Raw genomic sequence first — 24222 nt, 5'->3', positions numbered from 1 at the left:
GACCTGAACGCGGCCCATCGAAGGGACCGTCTCCGTGAAGCGTGTGCTGCTGCTGGCGACCGGTGACGCCATCGCCCACTCCTACGCCCCGGGCCGTCCGGGAGTCCTGTCGGGGTCCGAGCTCCTGAGGGCGCTCCCGCCCGGCACGATCGCGGCGGACACGGTGGACGTGGTGGTCGAGGACGTGATGGCGGAGCCCAGCTGGGACATGTCGCCCTCGACCATGCTGGAACTGGCCCGCAGGGCGCGCTCGGCCGTCCTGGAGCGCGGATTCGACGGCGTCGTGATCACTCACGGCACCGACACGATCGAGGAGACGGCTTACCTCGTGGACCTCCTCGCGGGCCGGGCGGCGGAGCGCGGCACCATCGTGCTGACCGGTGCCGTCCGCTCCCTGGACGAGTTGTCCTCGGACGGCCCGCGCAACCTCGCCTCCTCCCTCGTGGTGGCCGCCGACGGCGCGATGCGCGGCGCCGGGGCCGTCGTGTGCGTCAACGACGAGATCCACGCGGCCCGCTGGGTCGCCAAGGTCGACGCCACGAGCATCGCGGCGTTCTCGTCGGAGCCCTTCCCCGTGCTGGGCCGGGTGGTCGGCCGCCGGATCGAGACGCTGGCCGCCCCGCCGCTCCGGCCGCCCGCGTTCGGGGGGGATCCGGCGTCGGACGTCGCCCTGATCAAGACCTATCCGGGAATCGAGCCCGTGCTGCTCACCGCCGTCGTGGACGCCGGGGCCCAGGGCGTCGTGCTGGAGGCGACCGGCATTGGCAACGTGCCGGTCGGGCTCTTCGTGGCGATCGCCGAGCTGACGGAGTGGGGAATCCCGGTGGTCGTCGCGTCGAGGTGCCGTACCAACTCGCTTCCGCTCGGCGAGATGCGCTTCGGCGCGGGGCTCGCCGCGACCGTCGGGGCGATCGGGGCCCGCGGCCTGGCGCCCTCGAAGGCGCGGTGCGCGCTGATGGTCGCCCTCGGGACCGGCGGGATCGACGCCGTACGCGATTGGTTCGGCAGGCTCTGACGCGGGTCCGGCAGGGCTTGACGCGCCACGAAGCGATTTGCGGATAGGTAAAAACTAGGAAAAGGGGGAGTATCTCCGAGCTGTGTGGGCACGTCGGTGGAGTCCGTGATCCGGCGAAGGGCTGGGGAGGCCTTCGCCGGATCACGCCTCTTCCCCTTCCGGCCCCCGTACCGCGCTGCCCGGACAGGCGCCCGGAACGATCAGACGGGGATCGAGATCCCGAGGCCGCCGCGGGTCTCGGCGCCGTACCGCTCCTTCTCCTTGGCGATGTCGAGGGGCTTGATGCCGGAGCGCCCCTCCAGCACCTCCTCGGTGAGAAGGTCGGCGGGGACCAGCCAGGAGACCTCGAACTCCAGCCCGTCGGGGTCCTTGGCGTACAGGGCCTTGGTGGTGGAGTGGTCGGAGGCGCCGACGAGGGCGTTGAGCTCGCCGAGCTTGAGGGCGATCCGCTCCAGCTCCGCGAGGGTGTCGACCTCCCAGGCGAGGTGGTAGAGGCCGACGGTCGAGCGCCCGGCCCCCGAGGGGCCCGCCTGCGCGCCGATCTCGAACAGGCCGAGGTCGTGGTCGTTGCTGGATCCCGAGGCCTGAAGGAACGCGGCGCCCGGCATGCCCATGACCACCCTGAAGCCGAGTGCCTCCCGGTAGAAGGCGACGCTGCGCTCCACGTCGCGCACGAAGAGAACGGCGTGGTTGAGCCGCTGGACCGGCATGGTTCCTCCTAAAAACTTGAACTCTCAAGTAGATTACCTCCGCTTTGTTGAGAGTTCAAGTAAGCTGGGCCCGTGACGCGATGGCTGGACGATGACGAGCAGAACACCTGGCGCGCGTTCCTGGCCGCCTCGCAGCGGGTCCAGGAGGAGCTGGACCGGCAGCTGCAGCGGGATTCCGGCATGCCGCACGCCTACTACGCCGTGCTGGTGAAGCTCTCCGAGGCGCCCGAGCGCATGATGCGGATGAGCGAGCTGGCCGCGGAGGTCAACTCCTCGCAGAGCCGCCTGTCGCACGCGGTGAAGCGGCTGGAGGAGCGCGGCTGGGTCCGGCGCGAGCCGTGCGCCGCGGACAAGCGCGTGAGCTGGGCGATCCTCACCGGCCAGGGTCTCGCGGTCCTCACCGCCGCCGCCCCCGGCCACGTCGAGGCGGTACGGCAGGCCGTGTTCGACCGCCTGACCCCCGGCCAGCTCCGTCAACTGACCGAGATCTGCGCCGCCATCCTCGCCAAGCCCGACCCCGGCCTCCCCACCTGAGCGGCTTCCCTGCCTGAGTGGCCTTTCTCCCCGGGGCCTCCTGAGCGGCCTCCCCGCCCGGGTGTTCCCCGTGCCTGCGCCTGCGCCCGCCCGGTTCCGCCTGGCCGGCCTTTCCCGTCTGAGCGGTCTCGCCGCGACCCTGGGCGCCGCCGTCCACGGGCGTCCACGGGGGCCAAAACAAGATCACGAATATCCATGGATGTCCGCGGACGGCTAAAGGTGACTCCAGGGGTCGGCGATGACCCGGTGGATGACCTGCCCGGCGGCCCCCAGGGTCGCGGCGTCGCCGCCGAGCCGTGAGACGGTCAGCTCGGGAACGGCCCGGCGCATCACGCCCAGCCGGGAGGTCATCGTCTTGTGCGCCGACCCCCGGATCCACGGGAACAGCCGGGCGAAGACCCCGCCCAGCACGATGGTCCCCGGGTCCATCAGGTGCACCGCGGAGGTGAGGGCGACGCCGAGTGCCTGACCGGCGCGCTCGCAGGCCTCCAGCGAGTCCCGCTCACCCGCGTGGAGGTGTGCCAGCAGCGTGGACACCCCGTCGGGAACCCCGGCGAGCCCGGCGGCCCTCAGCAGGGCGTCCTGCCCGGCGTACTGCTCCAGGCAGCCCCGTCCGCCGCAGCGGCAGGCCGGGCCGTCGGGGGAGACGACCACGTGTCCCAGCTCCCCGGCGAGGCCGCGGGCGCCGCGGAACAGGGTGCCGCCGACCACCAGGCCCGCGCCGACGCCGATCTCCCCCGACACGTGCAGGAAGTCGCCCGGCACGGAGCCGAACCAGAGCTCGCCCAGGGCCGCGAGGTTGGCCTCGTTGTCCACCTCGACGGGGAAGTCCAGCAGGTCGGAGACGCGGACGTCGTGCCAGCCGAGGTTGGGGGCCGCGTGGACCAGCCCTCCGTCCACGGGTCCGGGTACCGCGAGGGTCGATCCGGCGATGGAGAGGCCTTCGCCGTGGGCTTCGTCCACAGCCCTGTGGGCGAGTTCTTCCAGGTGGGACAGGGTTTCCACAGGCGAGGACGTGCGGTTGTCCACAGCCTGTGTATATCTGAGCCGCACCGCGAGGGTGAGGTCGACCACGCAGGCGGACAGATAGTCGACGTTGATCTCCAGGCCGAGCGCGGCGACCCGCCGCCCGCTGAGCGCGACGGCCGTGCCCGGCCGCCCGCGCTCGCCGTCCCTGAGCGCGCCCGACTCGGTGACCATGCCCGCCTCGATCAGGTCGCCGACCATCTTCGACACCGTCGTCTTGGTCAGTCCGGTGATCTCGGCCAGCGCCGCCCGCGTGACCGGACCGCTCCTGCGGACCTCGCCGAGGACCACGCCGAGATTGCGGGCGCGCATCGAATTGTGGCGTACGGCCTGTGTCATGGAACACCCACCTCTTGACGATCCCACCACCTCGATCCATATTAAGTCCATAAAGTGGATTAAATCGGAGGAACGAAGATGAGCGCCTACACCCCCAAGCCCGAAGACCGCTTCACCTTCGGGCTGTGGACCGTCGGCTGGCAGGCCCGCGACCCCTTCGGGGACGCCTCCCGCGCCCCGCTGGACCCGGCGGAGAGCGTGCACAGGCTCGCCGAGCTCGGCGCGTACGGCGTCACCTTCCACGACGACGACCTGCTCGCCGTCGAGCCCGACCGTGACAGGGCCATCGCGAACTTCAAGAAGGCACTGGCCGAGACCGGGCTCAAGGTCCCGATGGCCACCACGAACCTGTTCACCCACCCCGTCTTCAAGGACGGCGGGTTCACCAGCAACGACCGCGACGTCCGCCGCTACGCGCTGCGCAAGGTCATCCGCAACGTGGACCTGGCCGCCGAGCTCGGCGCGACCACCTACGTCTGCTGGGGCGGGCGCGAGGGTGCGGAGTCCGGGGCCGCCAAGGACATCAGGGCCGCGCTCAGCCGCTACAAGGAGAGCATGGACCTGCTCACCTCGTACGTGATCGAGCAGGGCTACGACATCAGGTTCGCGATCGAGCCCAAGCCGAACGAGCCGCGGGGCGACATCCTCCTGCCGACGATCGGCCACGCGCTCGCGTTCATCAACGAGCTGGAGCACTCCGACCGGGTCGGCCTCAACCCCGAGGTGGGCCACGAGGAGATGGCCGGGCTCAACTTCGCGCACGGCATCGCGCAGGCGCTCTGGCACGGCAAGCTCTTCCACATCGACCTGAACGGCCAGCACGGTCCCCGCTACGACCAGGACCTGATCTTCGGCCACGGCGACGTGAAGAACGCCTTCTTCCTGGTCGACCTGCTGGAGAACGGCGGCTACGAGGGCCCCAGGCACTTCGACTACAAGCCGCTGCGCACCGAGGACTCCGAGGACGTCTGGGTCTCCGCCGCGGCCAACATGCGCACGTACCTGATCCTGAAGGAGAAGGTCGCGGCGTTCCGCGCGGACCCCGAGGTCGCCGAGGCGCTCGCCGCGAGCAAGGTCGCCGAGCTCTCCGAGCCCACGCTGGCCCCCGGCGAGACGATCGCCGACCTCAACCGCGACGACTTCGACCTCGACGCGGTGGCCGCGCGCGGCTTCCACTTCACGCGCCTCAACCAGCTCGCGATGGACTACCTCCTCGGAGTCCGCGGATGACGCTGGTGGCCGGGGTCGACTCGTCGACCCAGAGCTGCAAGGTGGTGATCAGGGACGCCCGCACGGGCGCCCTGGTCCGCCAGGGTCGCGCGACCCACCCCGAGGGCACCGAGGTCGACCCCGGAGCCTGGTGGGAGGCGCTCCAGGAGGCGATCGCGCGGGCGGGCGGGCTGGACGGCGTCGAGGCGATGAGCGTCGGCGCGCAGCAGCACGGCATGGTCTGCCTGGACGAGTCCGGCGACGTCGTCAGGAAGGCGCTGCTGTGGAACGACACCCGTTCCGCCGGAGCCGCCGCCGACCTGGTGAAGGAGCTGGGCGGTCCCGAGGTCTGGGCCGAGGCGGTCGGCAGCGTGCCGGTCGCGTCGTTCACGGTGACCAAGCTCCGCTGGCTCGCCGAGCACGAGCCCGACTCCGCCCGCCGTACGGCGAGGGTGTGCCTGCCGCACGACTGGCTCACCTGGCGGCTGGGCGGGGAGTTCGTCACCGACAGGGGCGACGCGTCGGGCACCGGATACTGGTCGCCCGCGACCGGCGCCTACCGGACCGACCTCCTTCGGACGGCCTTCGGCGCCGTACCCGGGCTTCCCGAGGTACTGGGGCCCCGCGACTCCGCGGGCGAGGTGCGGCCCGCGGCCGGTGTCTCCGGCGCGGGCACGGTGCGGCTCGCGCCGGGCACGGGCGACAACATGGCGGCGGCCCTCGGGGTCGGCGCCCTGCCCGGGGACGTGGTCGTGTCGATCGGGACCTCGGGGACGGCCTTCGCGGTCGCCGCGAGCCCGAGCGCGGATCCGACCGGTTCCGTGGCCGGGTTCGCGGACGCCACGGGGCGGTTCCTCCCGCTGGTGGCCACGCTCAACGCGGCCAGGGTGCTCGACGCCGCGGCGCGGATGCTCGGGGTCGGTCTCGACGAGCTCGGCAGGCTGGCCCTGGAGGCGCCCTCGGGGGCCGGAGGGCTCGTCCACGTCCCGTACCTGGAGGGCGAGCGCACCCCGAACCTGCCCACCGCCACGGGCTCGCTGCACGGGCTGACGCTCGCCACCTCCACCCCGGCGCACCTCGCCAGGGCGGCGGTGGAGGGCATGCTCTGCCATCTCGCCGACGCCTTCGACGCCCTCGGGCTCGACCCGGCCAGGGTGCTGCTCATCGGCGGAGGCGCCCGGTCGGAGGCCGTACGGCGGATCGCCCCCGCGGTCTTCGGACGGCCGGTGGTCGTCCCCGAGCCCGGGGAGTACGTCGCGGACGGGGCGGCGAGGCAGGCCGCCTGGCTGCTCGGCGGCGACGAGCCCCCGGAGTGGGAGGCGGGCAAGGCCGAGCACTACGAGGCCGATCCCGCACCGGAGGTCAGGGCCCGCTACGCCGAGGTCCGCGGCCTGCGCTGAGCCACGGGTACACGGGTACACGGGTACACGGGTACACGGGTACACGGGTACACGGGTACACGGGTACACGGTCGCGCGGTATCGCCTGACCGTGTACCCCGCTCGGCGCGTGTCCCGCCGGAGGGCGGGGCACGCCGTCGCGTGGCGGCGGGCCGTCCCGGGGCGGTGTCCGGATGGTTGTCCGGGCGGTGTCCCGGGCCGGGGCGTCTCAGGGATGGCTCAGGGTTGGATCAGGGGTGCCGCCGGATGTCTGAAACGTCCTCTGGCGGACAGTCTTAGCGCATGCTCGCGTCGAAGAGGCTCTACCCCCTGATCGCTTGTGCCGGGCTCGTCGTGGCCGCCGTGGCCGTGGCCGCCGGACAGACCGACCCGGTTCCCTACGCGAACCCGCTCGATCTGACGATCAGTGAGTACGCCGCGCTGGACCGCACCGGAGCCACCGGGCTCGCGATGGTGGCGCTGGGGGTGACGGCCTTCGCGGTGGTCGCCGGGCTGCGGGCCGTGGGGGCGCCGGTGGGTGTCCTGGCCGAGCGGCTGATGCTGGCCTGGGGCGTGGGGCTCATCGTGCTCGCGGTGGTGCCCGCGGCGCTTCCCGGCACGGGGACGGACCTGGTCTCCCACGTGTACCGCTACGTGTCGCTCGGCGTGCTGGCCGCGGTGCCCGCGGCGGGCGGCCTGACGGTGGCGCGGTTCGGCGAGGACGAGCGGTGGCGGCCGGTGGCCAGGCCGCTGGAGTGGCTGACGCTGGCCGGGGGATTCGGGCTGCTGGCGCTCACCTACGTGATGCTTCCCGGGGACGGGGTGCTCGCCGGTCTCGTCGAGTGGACCCTGCTCGGCACCGAGGTCGCGCTGGTCGGGGTGCTGGCCCTCCGGCTCGCCCGGCTGACCTGGGCGCGGGCCGCCGCTCCCGCATCACGCGCCGCTCTGGGATGAATCACTCACTTTTGAAAACTCTTTCATGACATGTCACAAATAGGCTACAAATAGCAGGAGCCGCCAGTGCTATTCTCGTCGGCGATCTAGAGGTCGGCCGGGGCTTCCCCCGGCGCTCCGAGAGCGAGCCGTTGAGGTGACATGGCAGCGAGCAGGTCCATCCGGTTCAAGGTCTCGGTGCTGCTGGTCATCCCGCTCGCATCGCTGGTGGGGCTCTGGGGATTCGCGACGGTCGTGACGGTCGGCGACTCGATGAGCCTGCTCTCCGTCGGCACGTTGTACGACACCGTCGCCAAGCCCGCCGGAGACCTGGGCACCGCGGTCCAGCGTGAGCACATCCTGTCGGCCGAGTACCTGGCCACCCGCTCGGACGCGGACCGCGACACCCTCGTGGCGCAGCGCCTGGTCACCGACCAGGCCCGTACGCGGCTGCGCCTGCAGACGAACGGGGAAGTGGCGCAGGGGGCGATGACCGAGGAGATGAGGACGCACCACCACGAGTTGATGCGGCAGGTGGGCGCGCTCGACATGATCCGCGCCAGGGTCGACTCCGGCCGGATCGGCCCGGTGGGACTCTCCGAGGAGTTCGCCCGGCTGCCGGACGCCCTGCGCCGGCTCTTCAACACCCTGAGCCTCAGCAACGACCTGCCGCTCTACCGCCAGTCGCGCGCCATCACGACGATCAACCACGCCATGGACCTGCTCAGCCGGGAGCGGGCACTCGCCGCGGGCTCGCTGGCGCTCAGGACCTCGATGACGCCCACCGAGGTACGGCTGTTCACCCGGCTCTCCGCCAACCGGATCTTCCTCATGGAGCAGGCGCTCCCCGAGCTGGAGCCCAAGCTGCGCGCCCCGTTCTCGGACATGATCGCCTCCTCGACGTACGCGCGCTTCATCACGCTGGAGAACCACATCCTGACCGGCGCCGAGGTGCGGTCCACCGACTGGCGCGCCGCCGGCGACGCGCTGGACGCCGTCTACCAGCGCTCCCTGACCGCGACCGCCCCCGCGCTCATCGAGCAGGCCACGCCCGCGGCCGTCAGCGTCTTCGTCCGCGCGGGCGTCATCGGCGTGCTCGGCCTCATCGCGGTCGTCGCGTCGATACTGGTCTCGTACCGGATCGGCAGCGGGATCACCAAGGAACTCGCCGCCGTGCGGCGGGCCGCCATCGACCTCGCGCAGGCGCGGCTCCCGAGTGTGATGGAGAAGCTGCGCCGCGGCGACAGGGTGGACGTGGCGGCCGAGGCGCCCGCGCTCAAGCCGTCGGGCAGCACGGCCGAGATCCACGATGTCGCCGACGCCTTCAACAGCGTCCAGCGCAGCGCCGTGGACGCCGCCGTGGAACAGGCCAGGCTGCGCGAGGGCGTCTCCCAGGCCTTCCGCAACCTCGCCCGCAGGAGCCAGTCGCTGCTGCAGCGCCAGCTCAAGATGCTCGACGGCATGCAGAAGCAGGCGGAGGATCCCGAGGCGCTGGAGAACCTCTTCAAGCTCGACCACCTCACCACCCGTATGCGCCGCCACGCCGAGGGCCTGGTGATCCTGTCCGGCGGGGCGGCGGGCCGCAAGTGGCGCTCGTCGGTGCCGATGGAGGACGTGCTGCGCGGGGCCGCCGCCCAGGTCGAGGACTACGCCCGGGTGCGGATCTTCCCGACGGGCGGCACCACCCTGGTCGGCAACGCCGTCGCCGACATGATGCACCTGTTCGCCGAGATCCTGGAGAACGCCACCGTCTTCTCCCCGCCGGGCAGCCAGGTCTCGGTCCGGGGCGAGCTCGTCGGGCGGGGCTTCGCGGTCGAGATCGAGGACAGGGGACTCGGGCTCACCGACGACAAGCGCGCCGCGATCAACGAGCGCCTGGCCAGCCCGCCGGAGTTCGACCCGACCGACACCGACCGGCTCGGCTTCTCCGTGGTCGGGCTGCTGGCCGCCAGGTACGGCGTCGAGGTGGCGCTGCGCGCCTCGCCGTACGGCGGCACCGGGGTCGTCGTCCTCATCCCCGAGCAGCTGCTCGGGGACCCCGAGCCCGTCGAGGAGCCGCTGGAACCGCCGGTGCTCACCGTCATCAGCGTGCGGTCCGAGTCCGCCGGGCAGCTCGCCGGGACCGTCGTGGAGCGGGTGGACCGCCCCGGCGACTCCTCCGGTGAGGTCCCGATCCCCGCGGACCTGTGGAAGCCGCTGCGGCGCGGTGGAGACGGCCTGCCCCGCCGGGTGCGGCAGGCGAACATGCCGCCGCCGCGCCAGGCCCGGGAGCCCCGCTCGCCCCAGATGGAGGCCGAGGTCGAGGGACGGTCGCCCGAGGAGACGAGGGCGCTGATGAGCGCCCTGCAGTCCGGGTGGCGGCGCGGGCGCGGCGACGAGGACGGCGGTGCCAAGGGATGAGCCGGGACCGTGAGCGCCTGAGCGGATCCCCGCGACCGGGGTCACCGCGCCTTGATCGACCGAGATCGGTTTCGCCGCGTCTCGACCGCCCGGGACCGGGGTCGCCGTGCCCCGGCCGGCGGCCGTGCGCGCGGCCCGGCGACGCCCGTGGGAGCGGACTCGCGGGAACGGATTCACCGAGCCGGTGGGGGCCGGCGACCATCGAGATCATCAGAGGGGAAGGGGTTTAACCACGTGCCGGGTGAGCTTTATTGGCTTCTGGATGACTTCGTCACGAGTGTGGCGGACGTCTCGCACGCGCTGATCCTGTCCAACGACGGGTTGATGATGGCCTCGTCCCGAGGGCTGAGCAAGGAGGACGCCGAGCACCTGTCCGCGGTGGCCTCCGGCTTCCAGAGCCTCGCCAAGGGCACCAGCCTGCAGTTCGGCGGCGGTGCCGTACGCCAGACGATGGTGGAGATGGACTCCGCGTTCCTCTTCGTCACCTCCGCCGGTCAGGGAAGCTGCCTGTCGGTCATGACCACCGGCGCCGCCGACGTGGGCCTGATCGCCTACGAGATGGCCCGCCTGGTCACCCGCGTCGGGCAGCACCTGGCCACCGGCCCCCGGGTGGCCGGCCAATGAAAGACGACGTCGAGTGGGTCGACGAGGAGGCCGGTCCCGTCGTCCGCCCCTACGCGATGACCGGTGGGCGCACCCGGGCGTCGTCGTCCTCGTTCGACCTGCTCGCGATGGTGGTGGCGACCGGAGTTCCGGCCGGTCCCGGGGCGAACCTGGGCTCCGAGCACCGGCGGCTGCTCAACCTGGTCAGGCGGGCCCGCCCGATCGTCGAGATCGCCTCGGACGCGGGACTGCCGATCGGCGTGATCAAGGTCCTCCTGGGCGACCTGCTGGACCAGGGCCTGATCCTGGTGCGGTCGCCGCTGCCCGCCGCCTCCATGCCCCCTGAGAGCCTCCTGAAGGAACTGATCAGCGGCCTGCGGGCGCTGTGACACCACCCGCGTCCCCGGCGGCGGAGAAGGACGCCGAGGGCACCGAGGGCACTAAGGGCACTGAGGGCACTGAGGGCGCCGCACCCGTGTTCGCGCCCCCAACGGCCGGCGCGCCCGAGCCGGGGTGCCCGTTTCCAGCGGTAGCGCCCGAACGGTGACGCGCTTGTCTCCCGGCCGCGGTGCCCGAGCCGGTGGCGTATCCGTCTCCCGGCCGTGGCGCCCGAGCCGGGATGCCTGTTTGCAGGCGGTGGCGTCCGAACGGTGACGCGCCTGACTCCCCGGCCGTAGCGCCTGAGCCGGTGGCGTGTCCGTTTCCCGGCCGCGGTGCCAGGCCGGTGCCGGGCCGGTGTCCGTCCCTGGCGGGGCCGGGGGAGCGCCCCGGCCCGATCCTCAGCTCTGGCTGGCCGTCAGCACCCGCAGGGAGTGCTCCACGAGCGTCACGAGCACCGTCTTCGCCGAGACGCGGCGCCGCACGTCGCAGAGCAGCACCGGCACGTTCATGTCGAGGTCCAGGGCGACGCGCACGTCCTCCGCCTCGTGCCGGTCGGCGCCGTCGAAGCAGTTGACGGCCACGATGAACGGCGTGCCGCGCTGCTCGAAGTAGTCGATCGAGGGAAAGCAGTCGGTGAGCCGCCGGGTGTCGGCGAGCACCACGGCACCCAGCGCGCCGTAGGACAGCTCGTCCCACATGAACCAGAACCGCTCCTGGCCCGGCGTGCCGAACAGGTAGACGACCAGGCCCTCCCTGATCGTGATGCGGCCGAAGTCCATCGCGACCGTGGTGGTGGTCTTGCCCTCGACGCCGTCGACGTCGTCGATGCCGATACCGCGGTCGGAGAGGACCTCCTCGGTGCGGAGCGGCCGGATCTCGCTGATGGCGCCCACCAGCGTGGTCTTGCCCACCCCGAAGCCACCCGCGATGAGAATCTTGAGGGCGACGGGTTCGTCAGAGGGCCCGAAGTCCATTGATCACTTCCTTGAGAATGCGCTCGCTCGCGGAGGCGCGCCCGATCGAGATGAGCTTGTGGTCCTGCAGGTCGCCGAGAAGGACCCTCACCACGCCGAGCGGCAGGTTGAGGTCCGAGGCGACATCGGCGACCGAGGTCGGAGTGGTGACCATGGCGAGGATGCGTTCCTGTTCGGGGCCTGGGACGAATCCCCCGGACGGAGCGCCGCGAGTCGAGGTGATCATCGCGACCAGGTCCAGCTTGTCACCGGAGGAGCGGGTGCGACCCCCGATGAGCGCGTACGGCCGGACGACCGGTCCGGCCTCCTCGTCCATCCAGTTCGTCATCCATACCTCCGGCACCGGGATCGGGGATCTAACGGTCCGTCGACGACGCGGCCCTCGCTCACGAGAGACCCTGGCGTGGATTGGTGGAGATGTGCTGGCCGACCCGCTTGACCAGCATCGCCATCTCGTACGCGATGTGGCCGACGTCGGCGTCGGAACTGCTCAGCACGGCCAGGCAGGTCCCCTGCCCGGCGGCGGTGACGAACAGGAACGCCGACTCCATCTCCACGATGGTCTGGCGCACCTCGCCGCCGCCGAAGTGGCGTCCCGCGCCGCGCGCCAGACTCTGGAATCCGGCGGCGACCGCGGACAGATGCTCGGCGTCCTCGCGCAGGAGCCCCTTCGAGAATCCGACGGCCAGCCCGTCGGTGGAGAGGATCACCGCCTGACGCACCGCGCCCACCCTGGTGGTCAGGTCGTCGAGGAGCCAGTTCAGCTCGCCGGTGTTGGTCAATTTCCCGGTCACTTGTCCCCCTTGTCGCCTGTCGTATGGTGCGCGAAGTCATTGTCCTGCTCCTCGCGCCCGCGTCGCGCCCCCGCCTGGAAGGCGGAGAACAGCGCGCGGACCTCGTCCGGCGAACGCTCCTCGTCAGGGTTCGCCCTCGGCTCCGGCCCGGCCGGCTCGGACTCCTGGCGGAGCTGAGGCGCCAGGTTCGCCTGCCGGACCCGGCGAGGCAGGCCACCCGGCCCCGTGAGGGGCTGTGCGGCCGTCTGGCGCGTCGGACCGCCGTTGCCGCCCTTCTCCCCGACCCGGGCTTCGCGAGGCGTCTCGTGGGTCTCACGGGGCGCCTGGGGCGATCCCTGGGACGGCGCCTCGCGCGCCGCCGCGCCCCAGCCCGTCTCGTGGCCCGCGGGCGACTGCCCCGCCTGATCCGTGGACGGGGTACGGGCGGGAAGGTCGGTCACCACGCTGAGGGACGGGGCGGCGGACTGGTCCGGCTGGTTCTGCTGGAAGGGCTGGCCCGTCTGGCCCGGCTGGTTCTGGGAGGCCTGCCTCGTCCTGCGCGGGAGGCCGTTGCCGCCGGCCGGAGGGGCGAGCGCGCCGGGCGGGGCGGTCTCGAACGTCTCCTTCTGACGCCCGGCGGCGCGCTCGGCGGTGAAGGACGTCCGCTCCGCGGTGAGGGCGAGCGGCGCCTCCTGCTGGGCGATCACCGAGCGGGGGATGAGGACGATGGCCGTGGTGCCGCCGAACGGCGAGCCGCGCAGGATGACCTGGACGCCGTGCCGGGAGGCGAGCTGGCCCACCACGAACAGGCCGAGCCGGTCGCTGTCGGCCAGGTCGAACTCCGGCGGGCTGGCCAGCCGCTCGTTGATCGCCGCGTACTCCACGGTGCTCAGGCCCAAGCCGCGGTCCTCGACCTCGACGGCGAACCCGTTGGCCACCACGTCCCCGCGTACGGTCACCGCGGTCTGCGGCGGCGAGTAGATCGTGGCGTTCTCGATCAGCTCGGCCACCAGGTGGGTGATGTCGGCGACCGCGGCCCCGTCGAGCGAGACGTCGGGCACCGGCATCACGTTGACCCGGGTGTAGTCCTCGACCTCGGCGACCGCGGCCCGCAGCACGTCGATCACGGGCACCGGCTTGCGCCACGTCCGGCCGGGCGCCGCGCCGGACAGGATGATCAGGCCCTCGGCGTGCCGCCGCATGCGGGTGGTCAGGTGGTCCAGACGGAACAGGTCCTCAAGGCTGTCGGGGTCGGTCGCCCGGCGCTGCATGCTGTCGAGCAGGGTGAGCTGGCGGTGGAGCAGGCTCTGCTTGCGCCGGGCGAGGTTCACGAAGACCTGGCTGACACCGCGCCGCAGGTTGGCCTGGCCGACGGCGGCCTCCACGGCGGTGCGCTGCACCGAGCCGAACGCGTGGGCCACGTCGTGCACCTCGGTCGAGCCGCCCGCCTGGATCGGCGGCGCCTCGGCCCGCACGTCGACGTCCTCGCCGCGCCGCAGGCGCTCCACGACGCGGGGGAGCCGCACGTCCGCCAGGTCCAGGGCGGCCGAGCGGAGCCCGGCCAGCTCGGTGGCGAGGCGGCGGCCGAAGCGGACCGAGATGATGATCGACGCCACCACCGCGATCAGGCCGACGCCACCGGCGATCAGGATCCGGACCATGACGCCGGTGGCGACGTCCTGGGCCCGGGCCGCCAGTTTCTTGGAGGCGGCGAGGTTGACCTGGTCGAGCCAGGTCGAGAGCGCGTTCGTGGTCGCCTTCCACGTGCTCGCCTCGGGGGCGAGCCGGCCGCCGGACGACCCGAGGATGGCCTTCTCCAGGTTGGAGAACTTCTCGAAGGCGGCGGAGTCGAAGGTGTCGCGGTACTGCGCGCCCAGCTCGGAATCCAGCGAGGCCGCGCCCCGGGTGTGCAGGAAGCGCCGGGTGGAGACGTACTCGCCGAAGGCCTTGCGCTCCTCCGTGGACAGCCGGTAGTCGATCAGCGCCCCGCTGATCAGCGCGTTCTCCCTGGCGATCATCTCGTGGGCGTTGCCCATCCCCTGCATGGCCGCGGCCTGCTGGAAGATCGAGAGGTCGGGCACCGCGACCATCTGGTCGTACACCAGGAAGACCGCGTCGAGGATCTGGTTGTAGTTCGAGAGCACGTCGAGCCGCGAGTGCTGGCCGCTGTCGACACCCGATCGGACGCTCGAGAGCCTGTCGAGCTGGCGGACCAGCTCGTCCAGCGACTTGCCGAGTTCCGGACTGTCGGAATGGTCGCCGGCGGCGGCCTCCCTGAACCCCTCGACCGCGCGGTCGGTGCGGGCGCGCTGTTCGCCCATCCCGCTCGTGAGGACCCGGGAGCTGATCGCGACCGACGACTGCGTCCGCTCGGCCTGGAGTTGAAGGCCCAGCTCAGTGGAGGTGACACCCACCGTCTGGTAGAAGGTGTTCGCCCTCAGCAGTGCGATGCCGTCGCCCACGGTCAGGTTGAGCACGAAGCCCCAGAGCGCGCTCAGTGACAGCAGCGGCAGGAGCAACAGCAGGAAAATCTTGAACCGAATCGAGCGGTTTCTAGAGCTCATGTCCACTCGTCCCAACCCCTGAGCGTGTGGAGGCTCGTGCCGGTTTAGGGATGGATACGCCTCCGAAGATCGCACAGGAGACTAGCACCGAATAAGGTTTTTGCGCAGTGGAGGATCTGATGATTAGTGTGATTACCGGGGCTAGTGCCGGAATTGGCGAAGCCGCAGCGGTGGAACTCGCGAGACGCGGGCGGAAGGTGGTTCTGGTCGGCCGTAATCCCGGCAAGACGGCGCGCGTGGCGGAAAGGGTGAAGGCGGTCTCCGGGTCCCTTCCGGATACGTTTACCTGCGATTACACCCTTTTGGGTGATGTGCGAAGGTTGGCGGCGGAACTGCTGTCCCGCTACGAACGGATCGACATCCTCGTCAACAACGCGGGCGTCATGACCACCGAGCGCACGCTCACGCGCGACGGCCACGAGACGATGATCCAGGTCAACCACCTGGCCCCCTTCCTCCTGACGAACCTGCTGCTCGAACGGGTCGCGGGACGGGTGATCACCACGACCTCCCGCGCGGGCAAGACCGGGCGCCTCGACCCGTCCGACCTCGACCGCGAGCGACGGCGCTGGAGCGGCTGGCTCCAGTACGGGGACTCCAAGCAGGCGGGCGCCCTGTTCACGGTGGAGCTGGCCCGGCGCCTCCAGGGCACCGGGGTGACCGCGACCTGCTTCCACCCCGGCGTGATCAAGACCGAGTTCGCCCCGTCGACGTTCATGATGTGGATGGTGAAGAACATCCCCGGCATGGGCCAGACCCCCGAGGAGGGCGCGAGCACCATGGTCCACCTCGCCACCCACCCGGACGGCGCCGCCCATCCGGGCCGCTACTTCGCCAAGAGCGCCCCCGCGTCCGTTCCCCGGGGGATGAGCGACCCCGTGCTGGCCCGCGCTCTCTGGGACGCGAGCGCCGCCGCCGTCGAGTGACCACCCGCGCGACACGATGACGACGCCAGCCAGGGTGCCCACGGACACGCACACGCACACGCACACGTGTCCGTGGGCACCCGGCCGTCCCGGGCACCCGCCCGTCTCCCCGCGCGTCCGGTCGTCCGCGGGCACCCGCCCGTCTCCCTGAGCATCTGGCCGTCCGCGAGGGCCCGGCCGTCATCGGGCATCCGGCCGTACGCGGGGTCCGGCTGTCCCTGAGTGTCCGGTCGTCCGCGGGCGGTCGCCCCCTGAGTACCCGGACATCCACGGGCGACCGGTGCCACGGTTCGCGGCGGGGATTTCCCCGCGCGTCACCGGCCGTTCGCCGGGTGTTGGGCGGATCCGGTTACCGTCCGGGGCTGTGAGCGTCACAACCCCGCTGCGGGTCGTCCTCCCGGCCGCCGCGGGCAGGGACCCGTTCTTCGACAACGCCAAGTTCCTGGCGATCACCCTGGTCGTGTCCGGCCACCTGATCGAGGACCTGCGGGACGTCCCGGTCGCGCACGCCGCCTACTTCTTCGTGTACACGTTCCACATGCCGCTGTTCATCGTGCTCAGCGGCTACCTGTCGCGGAACTTCACCTTCGGGTCGGGCAAGGCGCGCAAGCTGATCAGCACCCTCGCCGTCCCATACGTGATCTTCGAGCTGATCTACTCGCTGCCCCGCCTTCTCCTGTACGGCAAGCTCGACATCAGCCTCCTCGACCCGTACTACCTGACCTGGTTCCTGATGTCGCTGTTCCTGTGGCGGCTGTCCACGCCGGTCTGGCAGCAGCTGCGGTGGCCGCTGGTGGTCGCGGTGGGACTGTCGCTGCTGTCGGGGATGAGCAGGCTCCCCGACGAGCTGTCGATGAACCGCACCCTCGGCCTGCTCCCGTTCTACGTGCTCGGGCTCATGCTGCGGCCCGAGCACTTCGAGTGGCTCAGGAGGCGGTGGGTCCGGGTCGCGGGCGCGGTCACGCTGGCCGCCGGCGCGGCCCTGGCGCTCGCCGTGCACACCTCCGTGAAGACCGAGTGGATCCGCTGGCGGCACGCCAACGACGCGATCGGGGTGGACGACCTCACCGGCAGCCTGATCCGCCTGGCCATGCTGGCCGCCGGGACGCTGCTCGTCGCCGCGTTCCTCGCGGTCACCCCGTCCAGGCGCACCTGGTACTCCGGTCTCGGCATGGCGACCATGTACGCCTACCTCCTCCACGGCCTGGTGGTGAAGGTCGCCGAGCGGTTCTACGGCGACTGGTCGCAGACCGTGCCGGGGGTCGCGGCCGTGGGGCTCTTCGGTGTCGGCCTCGCCGCCCTGCTGTGTACGGCGCCGGTGCGGCGCGTCACCCACTGGGCGGTCGAGCCCAGTATGAGCTGGGCCTTCACCAGACTGAGAAAACCGGGCTGAGAAAACCGGGCCGAACGAGCCAGAACCGAACGAGCCAGAACCGGGCGAACCCGGGCCGGGAACCGGTCAGATCAGGACCGATCCGCCGGAGGGGCCCTGCGGTCGGCTCTGGAGCTCCGCGACCGCGCGGTAGGCGGCGGTGACGGCCGCGTCGGCACGGGCGGCGGGAACGGAGTCGGAGTTGGCGATCGCGATCCGGCCGTGCGGCCTGCGGGCGACGGCCGCCGGGGGTTGCCCGTCGGGGTAGAAGTCGAGGTCCCACGGGGTGGCGTACTCGGGCGCGTAGCCGTGCCCCCACCGGTTGACCGTGATCGCCTCGATGTCGCGGGCCGCGTCGAAGCCCCCCGGGCCGAGCAACCGGGTGAGCTGGTCGCGGATGCTGTACTCCAGATGCTCGTACGGCGTCTCGATCAGGGCGTACCGCCCGGCGACCGAGCCGTGCGCGGGGGACATGCCGGGGGTGACGGGGGTGCTGACCATGTGCACGGCGATCGGCTCCCCGGGACTCCTCGGGCACCGGTAGCCGCCGAGGTCGACCGGGTCGTCGAGCTCGGCCACGCACCAGCGGGCGCCGGTGAACCGGGCGCGCCTGATCCCCAGCTCCCGCCAGGCCCGCCAGTCGCGGAGCTGGACCGTCGCGTACAGCAGGGGCACCTTGACCGACCGCCGCAGGGCCGCCCGCTGCGCGGGCGGGAGGTCGCCGACCAGGTAGGGGATCATCGCGTTCCAGCAGGCCATGATCACGCCGCCCGCCCGTACGGTCCTCACCCGCTCGCCGTCGAAGTAGCCGACCGTGGCGCCGGTGGCCGTCCCGGGATCCGCGCCGGGGAGGCCGTCGTTGGCGGCCGAGACCACCGGGCTGGACAGGCGCACCCGGACCCGGTTGCCGGGCAGGTCGAGCACGTCGTAGTCGAAACGCGCGGTGGTGATGTCCGCCACGCCGGTGGCCGTGGCGAAGCCGGGGATCATCCGGGCGACCATCATCCGGGCGATCGCCTGGTTGCCCTCGGGGAAGCGGCGGGTACGCGGTTCGCCCGCGCCCCACTCCTTGATCACGGTCGGGGAGTTGTACCTGGACGGCTTGGACCTGTCGAGCCCGAGCCCCTGGAACCCCGCGTACCGGTGCTCGTCGGCTCCGCCCCACGCGTCGATCGCGCCGAAGGCGTCGGAGCCGTAGGCCCACTCGTCGCTCGGCATGGTCCTGACGAACGCCAGCACGTCCGGATGGACCCCGCAGACGTCCCTGAGGAAACCCGAGTAGGTCAGCCGGGCCAGCCGCGCCTGTTTCTCCTCGGCGGACAGGCCGGGGAACCAGTCGGGCGGATTCCCGTACAGCATGAGCAGGTCCTTTTTGGCCTGCTCCGCGACGGGCAGCTCGGCGATCCACCGGGCGGGGCTCTCACCGGGCGTGAGCACGACGAGCTTCTCCGTGTCCCCGGCGGGGAAGCTCTCCCGGTCACAGAAGACGCTGTCGTGCATCCCCAGGCTCGCGTACAGCCCCTGTCCGGCGGGCTCCCCGAGACTCTCGGGGCGGATGCCCAGCTTGGCGAGCAGATCCTTGCCCTCGGGGGTCCAGGCCGACGGGCGCTCCAGCGACCGCGAGCCGCCGTACGCGACCAGCGGCCCCTTCCTCGCCGTCGGACGGAACTCGTTGCGCAGGGCGTGTCCGCCGATGTCGTCGTGGTTGTCGAGGATCAGGATCCGCGCGGCGGGGTCGCGCTCCAGCCACCGGTGGGCCGCGCCGAGGCCGCTGATCCCCGCGCCGACCACGACCAGGTCGTAGTGCTCGCCGGTGGGCTCCGGCGTGCCCGCGTACGGCCAGAACCGCCGGTCGCGGAGGGCGTGGGGCACGCTCAGCGCCTCCGCGGTGTCGCCGCGCAGCCCCGTGAGGGACGGCGGATAGGACGTGTCCGGCGAAAGCTCCAGATTCTCCGGGAGCGCGGGCGGGGAGCCGCCCCACTCACCTACCCCGGGCAGCGAGCAGGCCGCCGCGATCCCGGTGGCCGCGATCACCCCATCGAAGAAGTCTCGACGGGAGATGGGCCGGTCCATGCCGAGTTCCAGGGCCTTACGGGGATTGATCTCGTGAGGATCGGTCATGGGGCGATCATCACGATGTGAATGGATCGGCGGAGCTGCCGCGCTGCGTTTTCGGGAAGTTTTTACCCGGGCCATTAACGCGCTGTCATGACATCTCCTACATGAGAGGCACGTCATGGTGGCTGGGCATTAAAGGGGGAGAGGGGGTGATGCGGCTTCGGTGTCGCCTGGGCTTATCCGATCCGGGGAAAACCGCCTATGTCGCGAGTGGTCCGATGTGCCCCCACACATCATCCCAACGCCGATCTCGTCCCGTTTCCGCTGCTCCGTGCCCTTTCGGGGTGACTCCCCGTGGATTCAGCGGGGCAGGGAAGGTGCGTCATATGGATTAGCGGATAATCCAGAACGTTATGGTCAGTCGGCTCGTTACCCGTATAAAGTGAAGTGAGGGGATTGGTGATGGATCGGGCGCCTCCATGTCGCCGGACGGTGAGGCGCGGCACGCCGGGGGCGGCGTTCGCGTTCGCTTTTCCTCTTTGACGGATGTCACGGGGAGTATCGCGTGATCGGTAAGCAGGGAAGAGTCACCGGAAGGATCGGCCCGGGCCTGGTCGGGGAGGTGATGGTGGCGGTCCGCGGGGGCGTCGAGGCGTTCTACGCCCACTCGACGGTCCCGGACGAGGAGATCGCCCCGGCCTCGATCGTCGTGGTCGTCGAGTTCTTCCCGCCACGCACGATCTACGTCGCCCGCGCTCTCCCCTGACCCCTCTCACCCGTCGCCGCTTTCCCGGCCCTTTCGCTCACCCCACTCCCCTGACCCCTTTCACTCACCTCCGCTCCCCTTCGCTCCCCTGAGCCCGAGCCACCCCACTCCCTCGAAACCGATCTCCCCACCCTTCTTCTCCTCTCCCCTGCTCTCCCCCACACCGCGGAGGCCGAGATGCCCACGGAGTACTTCGTCATAGGGGGCGTGGTCCTTGTCGCCCTTTTCGTCATGATCCTGCTGTTCAAGACCGTCTGGCGGGTGGCGGAGCCCAACGAGGCGCTGATCATCTCCGGTCTCGGCGCCCGGGGTAACTCCACCGACGCCGACAGCCTCGGGTTCAGGATCGTCACCGGCAAGGGCACCTCCGTGCTCCCCGGTTTCCAGACCGCGCGCCGCCTGCGCCTGGACAGCCGCGCCGCCAACCTCCAGGTCTCCTGCGTCACCCAGCAGGGCATCCCGGTGGTCGTACGAGGCGTCGTGATCTACAAGGTCGGCGACGACCTGCACTCGATCGCCAACTCCGCGCGGCGCTTCCTGGACCAGCAGGACTCGATGAACGGCGCCATCCACGAACTGTTCACCGGTCACCTGCGATCGATCATCGGCAACCTCACCGTCGAGGACCTCATCCTCAACCGCGAGCGGCTGACCGGCGAGACCCGTGCCTCGGCCGCCGATGAGATGATCAGGCTCGGCCTGATCGTCGACTCCCTGCAGATCCAGGAGATCGAGGACGGGACGGGCTACATCACCAACCTCGGCAAGCCGCACGCCGCCAGCATCGCCGCCGCGGCCCGCATCGCCGAGGCCCAGCGCGACCAGGAGGCCACCCAGGCCGAGCAGATCGCCGCCGCCAACAAGGCCGCGGCGTGGCGCGACTCGCAGATCAAGCAGGCCGTCTACCAGGCCGAGATCGACGAGGCCCAGGCCAGGTCCCGACAGGCGGGACCGCTCTCCGAGGCGTCCGCCCGGCAGGAGGTCGTCGTCCAGGAGACCCGCGCGGCCGAGCTTGAGGCCGCGCTGGCCGAGCAGCGGCTCCAGGCCCAGGTCCGCAAACCCGCTGACGCCAGGGCGTACGAGACCGTGACGGTCTCCCGGGCCGAGCGCGACGCCCGCATCGCCCAGGCGGAGGCCGAGGCGCGCGAGACCGAGCTCCGCGCGGCCGCGCAGGCGTCGCAGGTCAAGCAGGCCGCCGCGGCCGAGGCGGAGTCCGTGCGGCTGCGCGGTATCGCCACCGCCGAGGCGACGAAGGTCACCGGCTTCGGCGAGGCGGAGTCCGCCAGGGCCCGCGGCCTGGCCGCCGCCGACGCCTCCAAGGCGCAGGGGCTCGCGGAGGCCGACGCCGCCAGGGCGAAGGGCCTGGCCGCCGCCGACGCGATCCGGGCCCGCGCCGAGGCCCTCGCCGAGAACCAGGAGGCGGTCATCGCCCAGCAGCTCGCCGAGAAGTGGCCCCAGATCGTCGAGGCGGGTGCGAAGGCCTTCGGAAACGTGGACCACATGGTCGTCCTCAACGGCGCCCAGGGCGTCGAGGAGATGCTCGCCAAGGCCCTCACCCTCGGCGGCGCCGGCCTCGGGCTCGCCCGCTCCCTCCTGAACACCGTCACCCCCGCGACCACCCCGGACACCCTCGCTCCCGTCAAGGCCACTTCTCAGGTCAAAGCCGCCCCCGCCCCCTCCGCCGACGGTACGGCCACCCCCGGCGGAACCGGCGGAAGCAGCGGAACCGGCAGGGCCGCATCCCCTGAAAAACCCGTTGCCTCCACCCCCTGACCCTCGGCACTTCACCCATTTTTTTGATTTATCCCACCTGTCCTCCCAAAGGCGGGCCGGAGGACAGGTGGGGGCCGTGGGGCTATCGGGGCAGGTGAAGCCCGACTTCCTCCACGGACGGTAGCGGGCCGGGTCCGGCCTGAGACCTTCGCGCGACGGACTCGTGACCGGTGGCCACTAATTCGGGGCACCCCGTTATGTGTTGTTCCTTTTTCCCAGGGCATACGCCTGGCAGCTGAGCAGACAGGGAGCGTGGAACATGACAGTCACCGGCATCATTACCGCCATCGTCATCGGCGCCATCATTGGTGCCCTGGGTCGGCTCGTCGTGCCCGGCAAGCAGGGCATCCCGATCTGGCTGACCATCGTGATCGGTATCGTCGCCGCACTCATCGGCACCGCGATCGCGGGAGCCCTGGGCGTCGCCGCCACATCCGGCATCGACTGGATCGAGCTGATCATCCAGATCGCCCTGGCCGCAGTCGGCGTCATCCTGGCGGTGAGCCTGTACGGCAGGCGAGGCGTCCGCTAGCCCGTGACCTGGGCGGCCGGTTTCCGCGGGGAGACCCGAGGAAATCCGGAGACCACCACCCCGGTCACCTGCGACGGCCCCGTCCCGGATCTTCCCGGGACGGGGCCGTCGCCGTTCTCCCCGCCGTACGGACGCGCCGCCTCATCCCAGTTCCCCGCCGTACGGACATGTGGCCCCGCCGCCGGCCTCCGGCGGGCGACGCGTCGCCGGGTGGGTAACCCGTCAGGACAACCGGGTTCACCGGCCCGTCGAGGACCGCGGACCCCGGTGACTCACCCGCCGGACGAGCCGGGCGACTGTGAGGGACCCAGCGGGTGCTCGGTACTGTCGACCAGGACACACGGCTTCACCGGCCCGTTCGAGATCCGGGCCCATATGCCCACGGTGGGGTCGCCGATGGTGAACTCCAGCACCGCCGTCTGTCCCTCTTCGAGGGCGCCGGGGTTGAAGACGAACCCTCCATCGGAGGGCGTTTCCCTGTCTATGAGGACCAGCGCGTTGTCGGCGGCGCGTCCGTAGGACCTCTCACGCGGCAGGAAGTCGCCGCGCGGATCCTCGCACTGCTTTCCCTGCGGCACGTAGTCCACGACCGCTCTGAAGCCGAGAGCGTTCAGGTCGGCCTCCAGCTTCTTGGGTTCCCTGACCTCGTTGATCTCGATCGAGATCGTGCCGTCGGGGTTCTGGTCCACGGCGTAGGCGGGGGTCCCTCCGCCGACGAGGACCGGTAGGGCCACCGCGAGCGCCGCCGTGGCGGCCAGGGCGGGGACGAGGAAGGCGGGACGCCGCAGCAGGCGGCGTGCGGGCCTCTCCGGCCGGGCATCCTGGTGGATCTCCTGCATCACGAACTCCTTGAGCGGTCGGCGACGGCCCGCCGGAAGGTCCCGTTCCACCGGGACCGGTAGCAGCCGGGCCAGCTCCTCGATCTGATCGTCACCAGGCTGAGGCTTGGGGGTATTCACAGGGCCTTCTCCCGAACGAACCGGACCGCGTTCTCGCGGTCACCGTTTACCTGTCTGGACCGCGCTCGCGGTTCCCTCGCGCCCGCATCCGCGCCCGTCCTTGCTCCCGCGCCCGCGCCTGTACTCGCACCCGCACCCGCGTCCGCACTCGCACCCGCGCCCGTACTCGCGGCGAGTTTCCGCAACCTCTTCCGCGCCCGTGAGAGCCGGGAGCGGATCGTGCCCACCGGTACGCCGAGAGCCTCCGCCGCCTCGGCGTACCCGAGCCCGGCCCACACGCACAGGGCGAGCACCTCCCGCTCGGACCTGCGCAGCGCGCCCAGGGCCACCCGTACCGAGGCCAGCAGCTCGTCGTCGTCCACGCGGGCCGCGACCTCCTCGGCGATGTCCGGTATCGCCTCGCCCGGGGGCAGCCTGGCCAGCGCGTCCGCGTGCCGTCGGGCGGAACGTCTGGTGTTGCGGGTCACGTTGGTCGCGACCCCCAGCAGCCAGGGCCGCAGCGAGCCGCCGTCCGTGTCGATCCTGCCGCGCAGCCGCCACGCCTCGAGGAAGGTCAGGGACACCACGTCCTCGGCGGCCGACCAGTCGCCGGTCAGCCGGAAGGCGTGGTTGTAGACCGAGCGCGCGTGGTCGTCGAACAACCTGCTGAAGGCGTCCGGATCCCCGGCGCGTACCCGGGCACGCATAGTCGTTTCCACACACCTGTACTGTCCGCTCGGATCCACCAGTTCCTGATAATTCAGGACGTCGTCCCCATGCGCTCGTGGCGTCCGCGCGATCCCCGGCCTACGGCCGATCACGGTCCGCGTGCGGGAGACGCGGACGGGCCCAGGGGGAGCCGACCGGCGATCCCAAAGGTCACCAAAGGTGAGGAGCCGGAGCGGGACCGTCACCGAGTCATCCGACCTCGCCCGGCCCGGATTCACCCGACCCGCCCGGCCTGGATCCGCCCGACCCACCCGGCCTGGATTCACCCGACCCACCCGGCCTGGATCC

At 71.3% G+C, this 24222-nt stretch carries 22 protein-coding genes; 13 read left to right on the top strand and 9 right to left on the bottom strand.

The window, feature by feature from the left end:
* Window positions 1-34: 34 nt before the first annotated feature.
* On the top strand, window positions 35-1015 hold the full coding sequence (locus ACFFRH_RS06375; RefSeq protein ID WP_344745820.1) for an asparaginase: 981 nt from the start codon (window positions 35-37) through the stop codon (window positions 1013-1015).
* A gap of 200 nt (window positions 1016-1215) precedes the next feature.
* On the opposite strand, the gene ACFFRH_RS06370 is transcribed toward ACFFRH_RS06375, so the two are convergent.
* Complete coding sequence (locus ACFFRH_RS06370; RefSeq protein WP_344745819.1) at window positions 1216-1725, bottom strand: VOC family protein; 510 nt, start codon at window positions 1723-1725, stop codon at window positions 1216-1218.
* A gap of 72 nt (window positions 1726-1797) precedes the next feature.
* Between ACFFRH_RS06370 and ACFFRH_RS06365 the strand changes: the two genes are divergently transcribed.
* Window positions 1798-2259: a MarR family winged helix-turn-helix transcriptional regulator gene (locus ACFFRH_RS06365; protein ID WP_344745818.1), complete on the top strand. Its 462-nt coding sequence runs from the start codon at window positions 1798-1800 to the stop codon at window positions 2257-2259.
* 213 nt (window positions 2260-2472) lie between these two features.
* Here the strand turns inward: ACFFRH_RS06365 and ACFFRH_RS06360 are convergent, their stop codons facing one another.
* Window positions 2473-3624 carry an ROK family protein gene (locus ACFFRH_RS06360; RefSeq protein WP_344745816.1) on the bottom strand — a complete coding sequence of 384 codons (1152 nt, stop codon included), beginning with the start codon at window positions 3622-3624 and terminating at the stop codon, window positions 2473-2475.
* Between the two features lie 78 nt (window positions 3625-3702).
* On the opposite strand from ACFFRH_RS06360, the gene xylA reads away from it, so the two are divergent.
* The 6 genes from xylA (at window position 3703) to ACFFRH_RS06330 (ending at window position 10537) form a co-directional block, all read left to right on the top strand.
* Complete coding sequence (gene xylA, locus ACFFRH_RS06355) at window positions 3703-4854, top strand: xylose isomerase (RefSeq protein WP_344745815.1); 1152 nt, start codon at window positions 3703-3705, stop codon at window positions 4852-4854.
* On the top strand, window positions 4851-6233 hold the full coding sequence (xylB, locus tag ACFFRH_RS06350; RefSeq protein WP_344745814.1) for a xylulokinase: 1383 nt from the start codon (window positions 4851-4853) through the stop codon (window positions 6231-6233). The genes xylA and xylB overlap by 4 nt, the downstream gene beginning before the upstream one ends.
* A 282-nt stretch (window positions 6234-6515) precedes the next feature.
* Window positions 6516-7166 (top strand): DUF998 domain-containing protein, encoded by a 651-nt coding sequence (locus ACFFRH_RS06345; RefSeq protein WP_344745813.1) that lies wholly within the window; start codon window positions 6516-6518, stop codon window positions 7164-7166.
* A 141-nt stretch (window positions 7167-7307) separates the two neighbouring features.
* A complete protein-coding gene (locus ACFFRH_RS06340; protein ID WP_344745812.1) occupies window positions 7308-9545 on the top strand; it encodes a sensor histidine kinase in 2238 nt (745 codons plus the stop codon).
* 234 nt (window positions 9546-9779) lie between these two features.
* Window positions 9780-10169: a roadblock/LC7 domain-containing protein gene (locus ACFFRH_RS06335; RefSeq protein WP_344745811.1), complete on the top strand. Its 390-nt coding sequence runs from the start codon at window positions 9780-9782 to the stop codon at window positions 10167-10169.
* Window positions 10166-10537 carry a DUF742 domain-containing protein gene (locus ACFFRH_RS06330; RefSeq protein WP_344745810.1) on the top strand — a complete coding sequence of 124 codons (372 nt, stop codon included), beginning with the start codon at window positions 10166-10168 and terminating at the stop codon, window positions 10535-10537. Before ACFFRH_RS06335 ends, ACFFRH_RS06330 begins: the two co-directional genes overlap by 4 nt.
* Before the next feature lie 390 nt (window positions 10538-10927).
* Here the strand turns inward: ACFFRH_RS06330 and ACFFRH_RS06325 are convergent, their stop codons facing one another.
* Genes ACFFRH_RS06325 through ACFFRH_RS06310 form a run of 4 tightly spaced genes read right to left on the bottom strand, consistent with a single transcriptional unit; the run spans window position 10928 to window position 14840 of the window.
* Complete coding sequence (locus ACFFRH_RS06325; protein ID WP_344745809.1) at window positions 10928-11503, bottom strand: GTP-binding protein; 576 nt, start codon at window positions 11501-11503, stop codon at window positions 10928-10930.
* Window positions 11484-11831 carry a DUF742 domain-containing protein gene (locus ACFFRH_RS06320; protein WP_344745808.1) on the bottom strand — a complete coding sequence of 116 codons (348 nt, stop codon included), beginning with the start codon at window positions 11829-11831 and terminating at the stop codon, window positions 11484-11486. Before ACFFRH_RS06320 ends, ACFFRH_RS06325 begins: the two co-directional genes overlap by 20 nt.
* Window positions 11832-11889: 58 nt before the next feature.
* Window positions 11890-12297, bottom strand: a complete 408-nt coding sequence (locus ACFFRH_RS06315; protein ID WP_329088690.1) for a roadblock/LC7 domain-containing protein — start codon at window positions 12295-12297, stop codon at window positions 11890-11892.
* Window positions 12294-14840, bottom strand: a complete 2547-nt coding sequence (locus ACFFRH_RS06310; RefSeq protein ID WP_344745807.1) for a nitrate- and nitrite sensing domain-containing protein — start codon at window positions 14838-14840, stop codon at window positions 12294-12296. Before ACFFRH_RS06310 ends, ACFFRH_RS06315 begins: the two co-directional genes overlap by 4 nt.
* A gap of 119 nt (window positions 14841-14959) precedes the next feature.
* Between ACFFRH_RS06310 and ACFFRH_RS06305 the strand changes: the two genes are divergently transcribed.
* Entirely contained in the window at window positions 14960-15766 is an 807-nt protein-coding gene (locus ACFFRH_RS06305; RefSeq protein WP_344745806.1) for an SDR family NAD(P)-dependent oxidoreductase, read from the top strand.
* A gap of 364 nt (window positions 15767-16130) precedes the next feature.
* Complete coding sequence (locus ACFFRH_RS06300; RefSeq protein ID WP_344745805.1) at window positions 16131-17159, top strand: acyltransferase family protein; 1029 nt, start codon at window positions 16131-16133, stop codon at window positions 17157-17159.
* A 66-nt stretch (window positions 17160-17225) separates the two neighbouring features.
* Here ACFFRH_RS06300 and ACFFRH_RS06295 read toward each other — a convergent pair whose 3' ends face one another.
* Complete coding sequence (locus ACFFRH_RS06295; protein WP_344745804.1) at window positions 17226-19259, bottom strand: flavin monoamine oxidase family protein; 2034 nt, start codon at window positions 19257-19259, stop codon at window positions 17226-17228.
* A gap of 502 nt (window positions 19260-19761) precedes the next feature.
* Here ACFFRH_RS06295 and ACFFRH_RS06290 point away from each other — a divergent pair.
* The 3 genes from ACFFRH_RS06290 (at window position 19762) to ACFFRH_RS06280 (ending at window position 22267) form a co-directional block, all read left to right on the top strand.
* A complete protein-coding gene (locus tag ACFFRH_RS06290) occupies window positions 19762-19962 on the top strand; it encodes an NfeD C-terminal domain-containing protein (RefSeq protein WP_344745803.1) in 201 nt (66 codons plus the stop codon).
* Window positions 19963-20139: 177 nt separating this feature from the next.
* A complete protein-coding gene (locus ACFFRH_RS06285; RefSeq protein WP_344745802.1) occupies window positions 20140-21735 on the top strand; it encodes an SPFH domain-containing protein in 1596 nt (531 codons plus the stop codon).
* A gap of 259 nt (window positions 21736-21994) precedes the next feature.
* Window positions 21995-22267, top strand: coding sequence for a GlsB/YeaQ/YmgE family stress response membrane protein (locus tag ACFFRH_RS06280; protein WP_344745801.1), 273 nt, complete (start codon window positions 21995-21997; stop codon window positions 22265-22267).
* Window positions 22268-22539: 272 nt separating this feature from the next.
* Here ACFFRH_RS06280 and ACFFRH_RS06275 read toward each other — a convergent pair whose 3' ends face one another.
* Together ACFFRH_RS06275 and ACFFRH_RS06270 are read right to left on the bottom strand one after the other, a co-directional pair.
* A complete protein-coding gene (locus ACFFRH_RS06275) occupies window positions 22540-23226 on the bottom strand; it encodes a hypothetical protein (protein ID WP_344745800.1) in 687 nt (228 codons plus the stop codon).
* A complete protein-coding gene (locus ACFFRH_RS06270) occupies window positions 23223-23912 on the bottom strand; it encodes an RNA polymerase sigma factor (RefSeq protein WP_344745799.1) in 690 nt (229 codons plus the stop codon). Before ACFFRH_RS06270 ends, ACFFRH_RS06275 begins: the two co-directional genes overlap by 4 nt.
* Window positions 23913-24222: the final 310 nt, after the last annotated feature.

The organism is Streptosporangium vulgare, from assembly GCF_042428775.1.
Lineage (GTDB): Bacteria > Actinomycetota > Actinomycetes > Streptosporangiales > Streptosporangiaceae > Streptosporangium > Streptosporangium vulgare.
The sequence above is the reverse complement of the archived record's forward strand: the minus strand, read 5'-3'. Positions and strand labels throughout refer to the sequence as shown.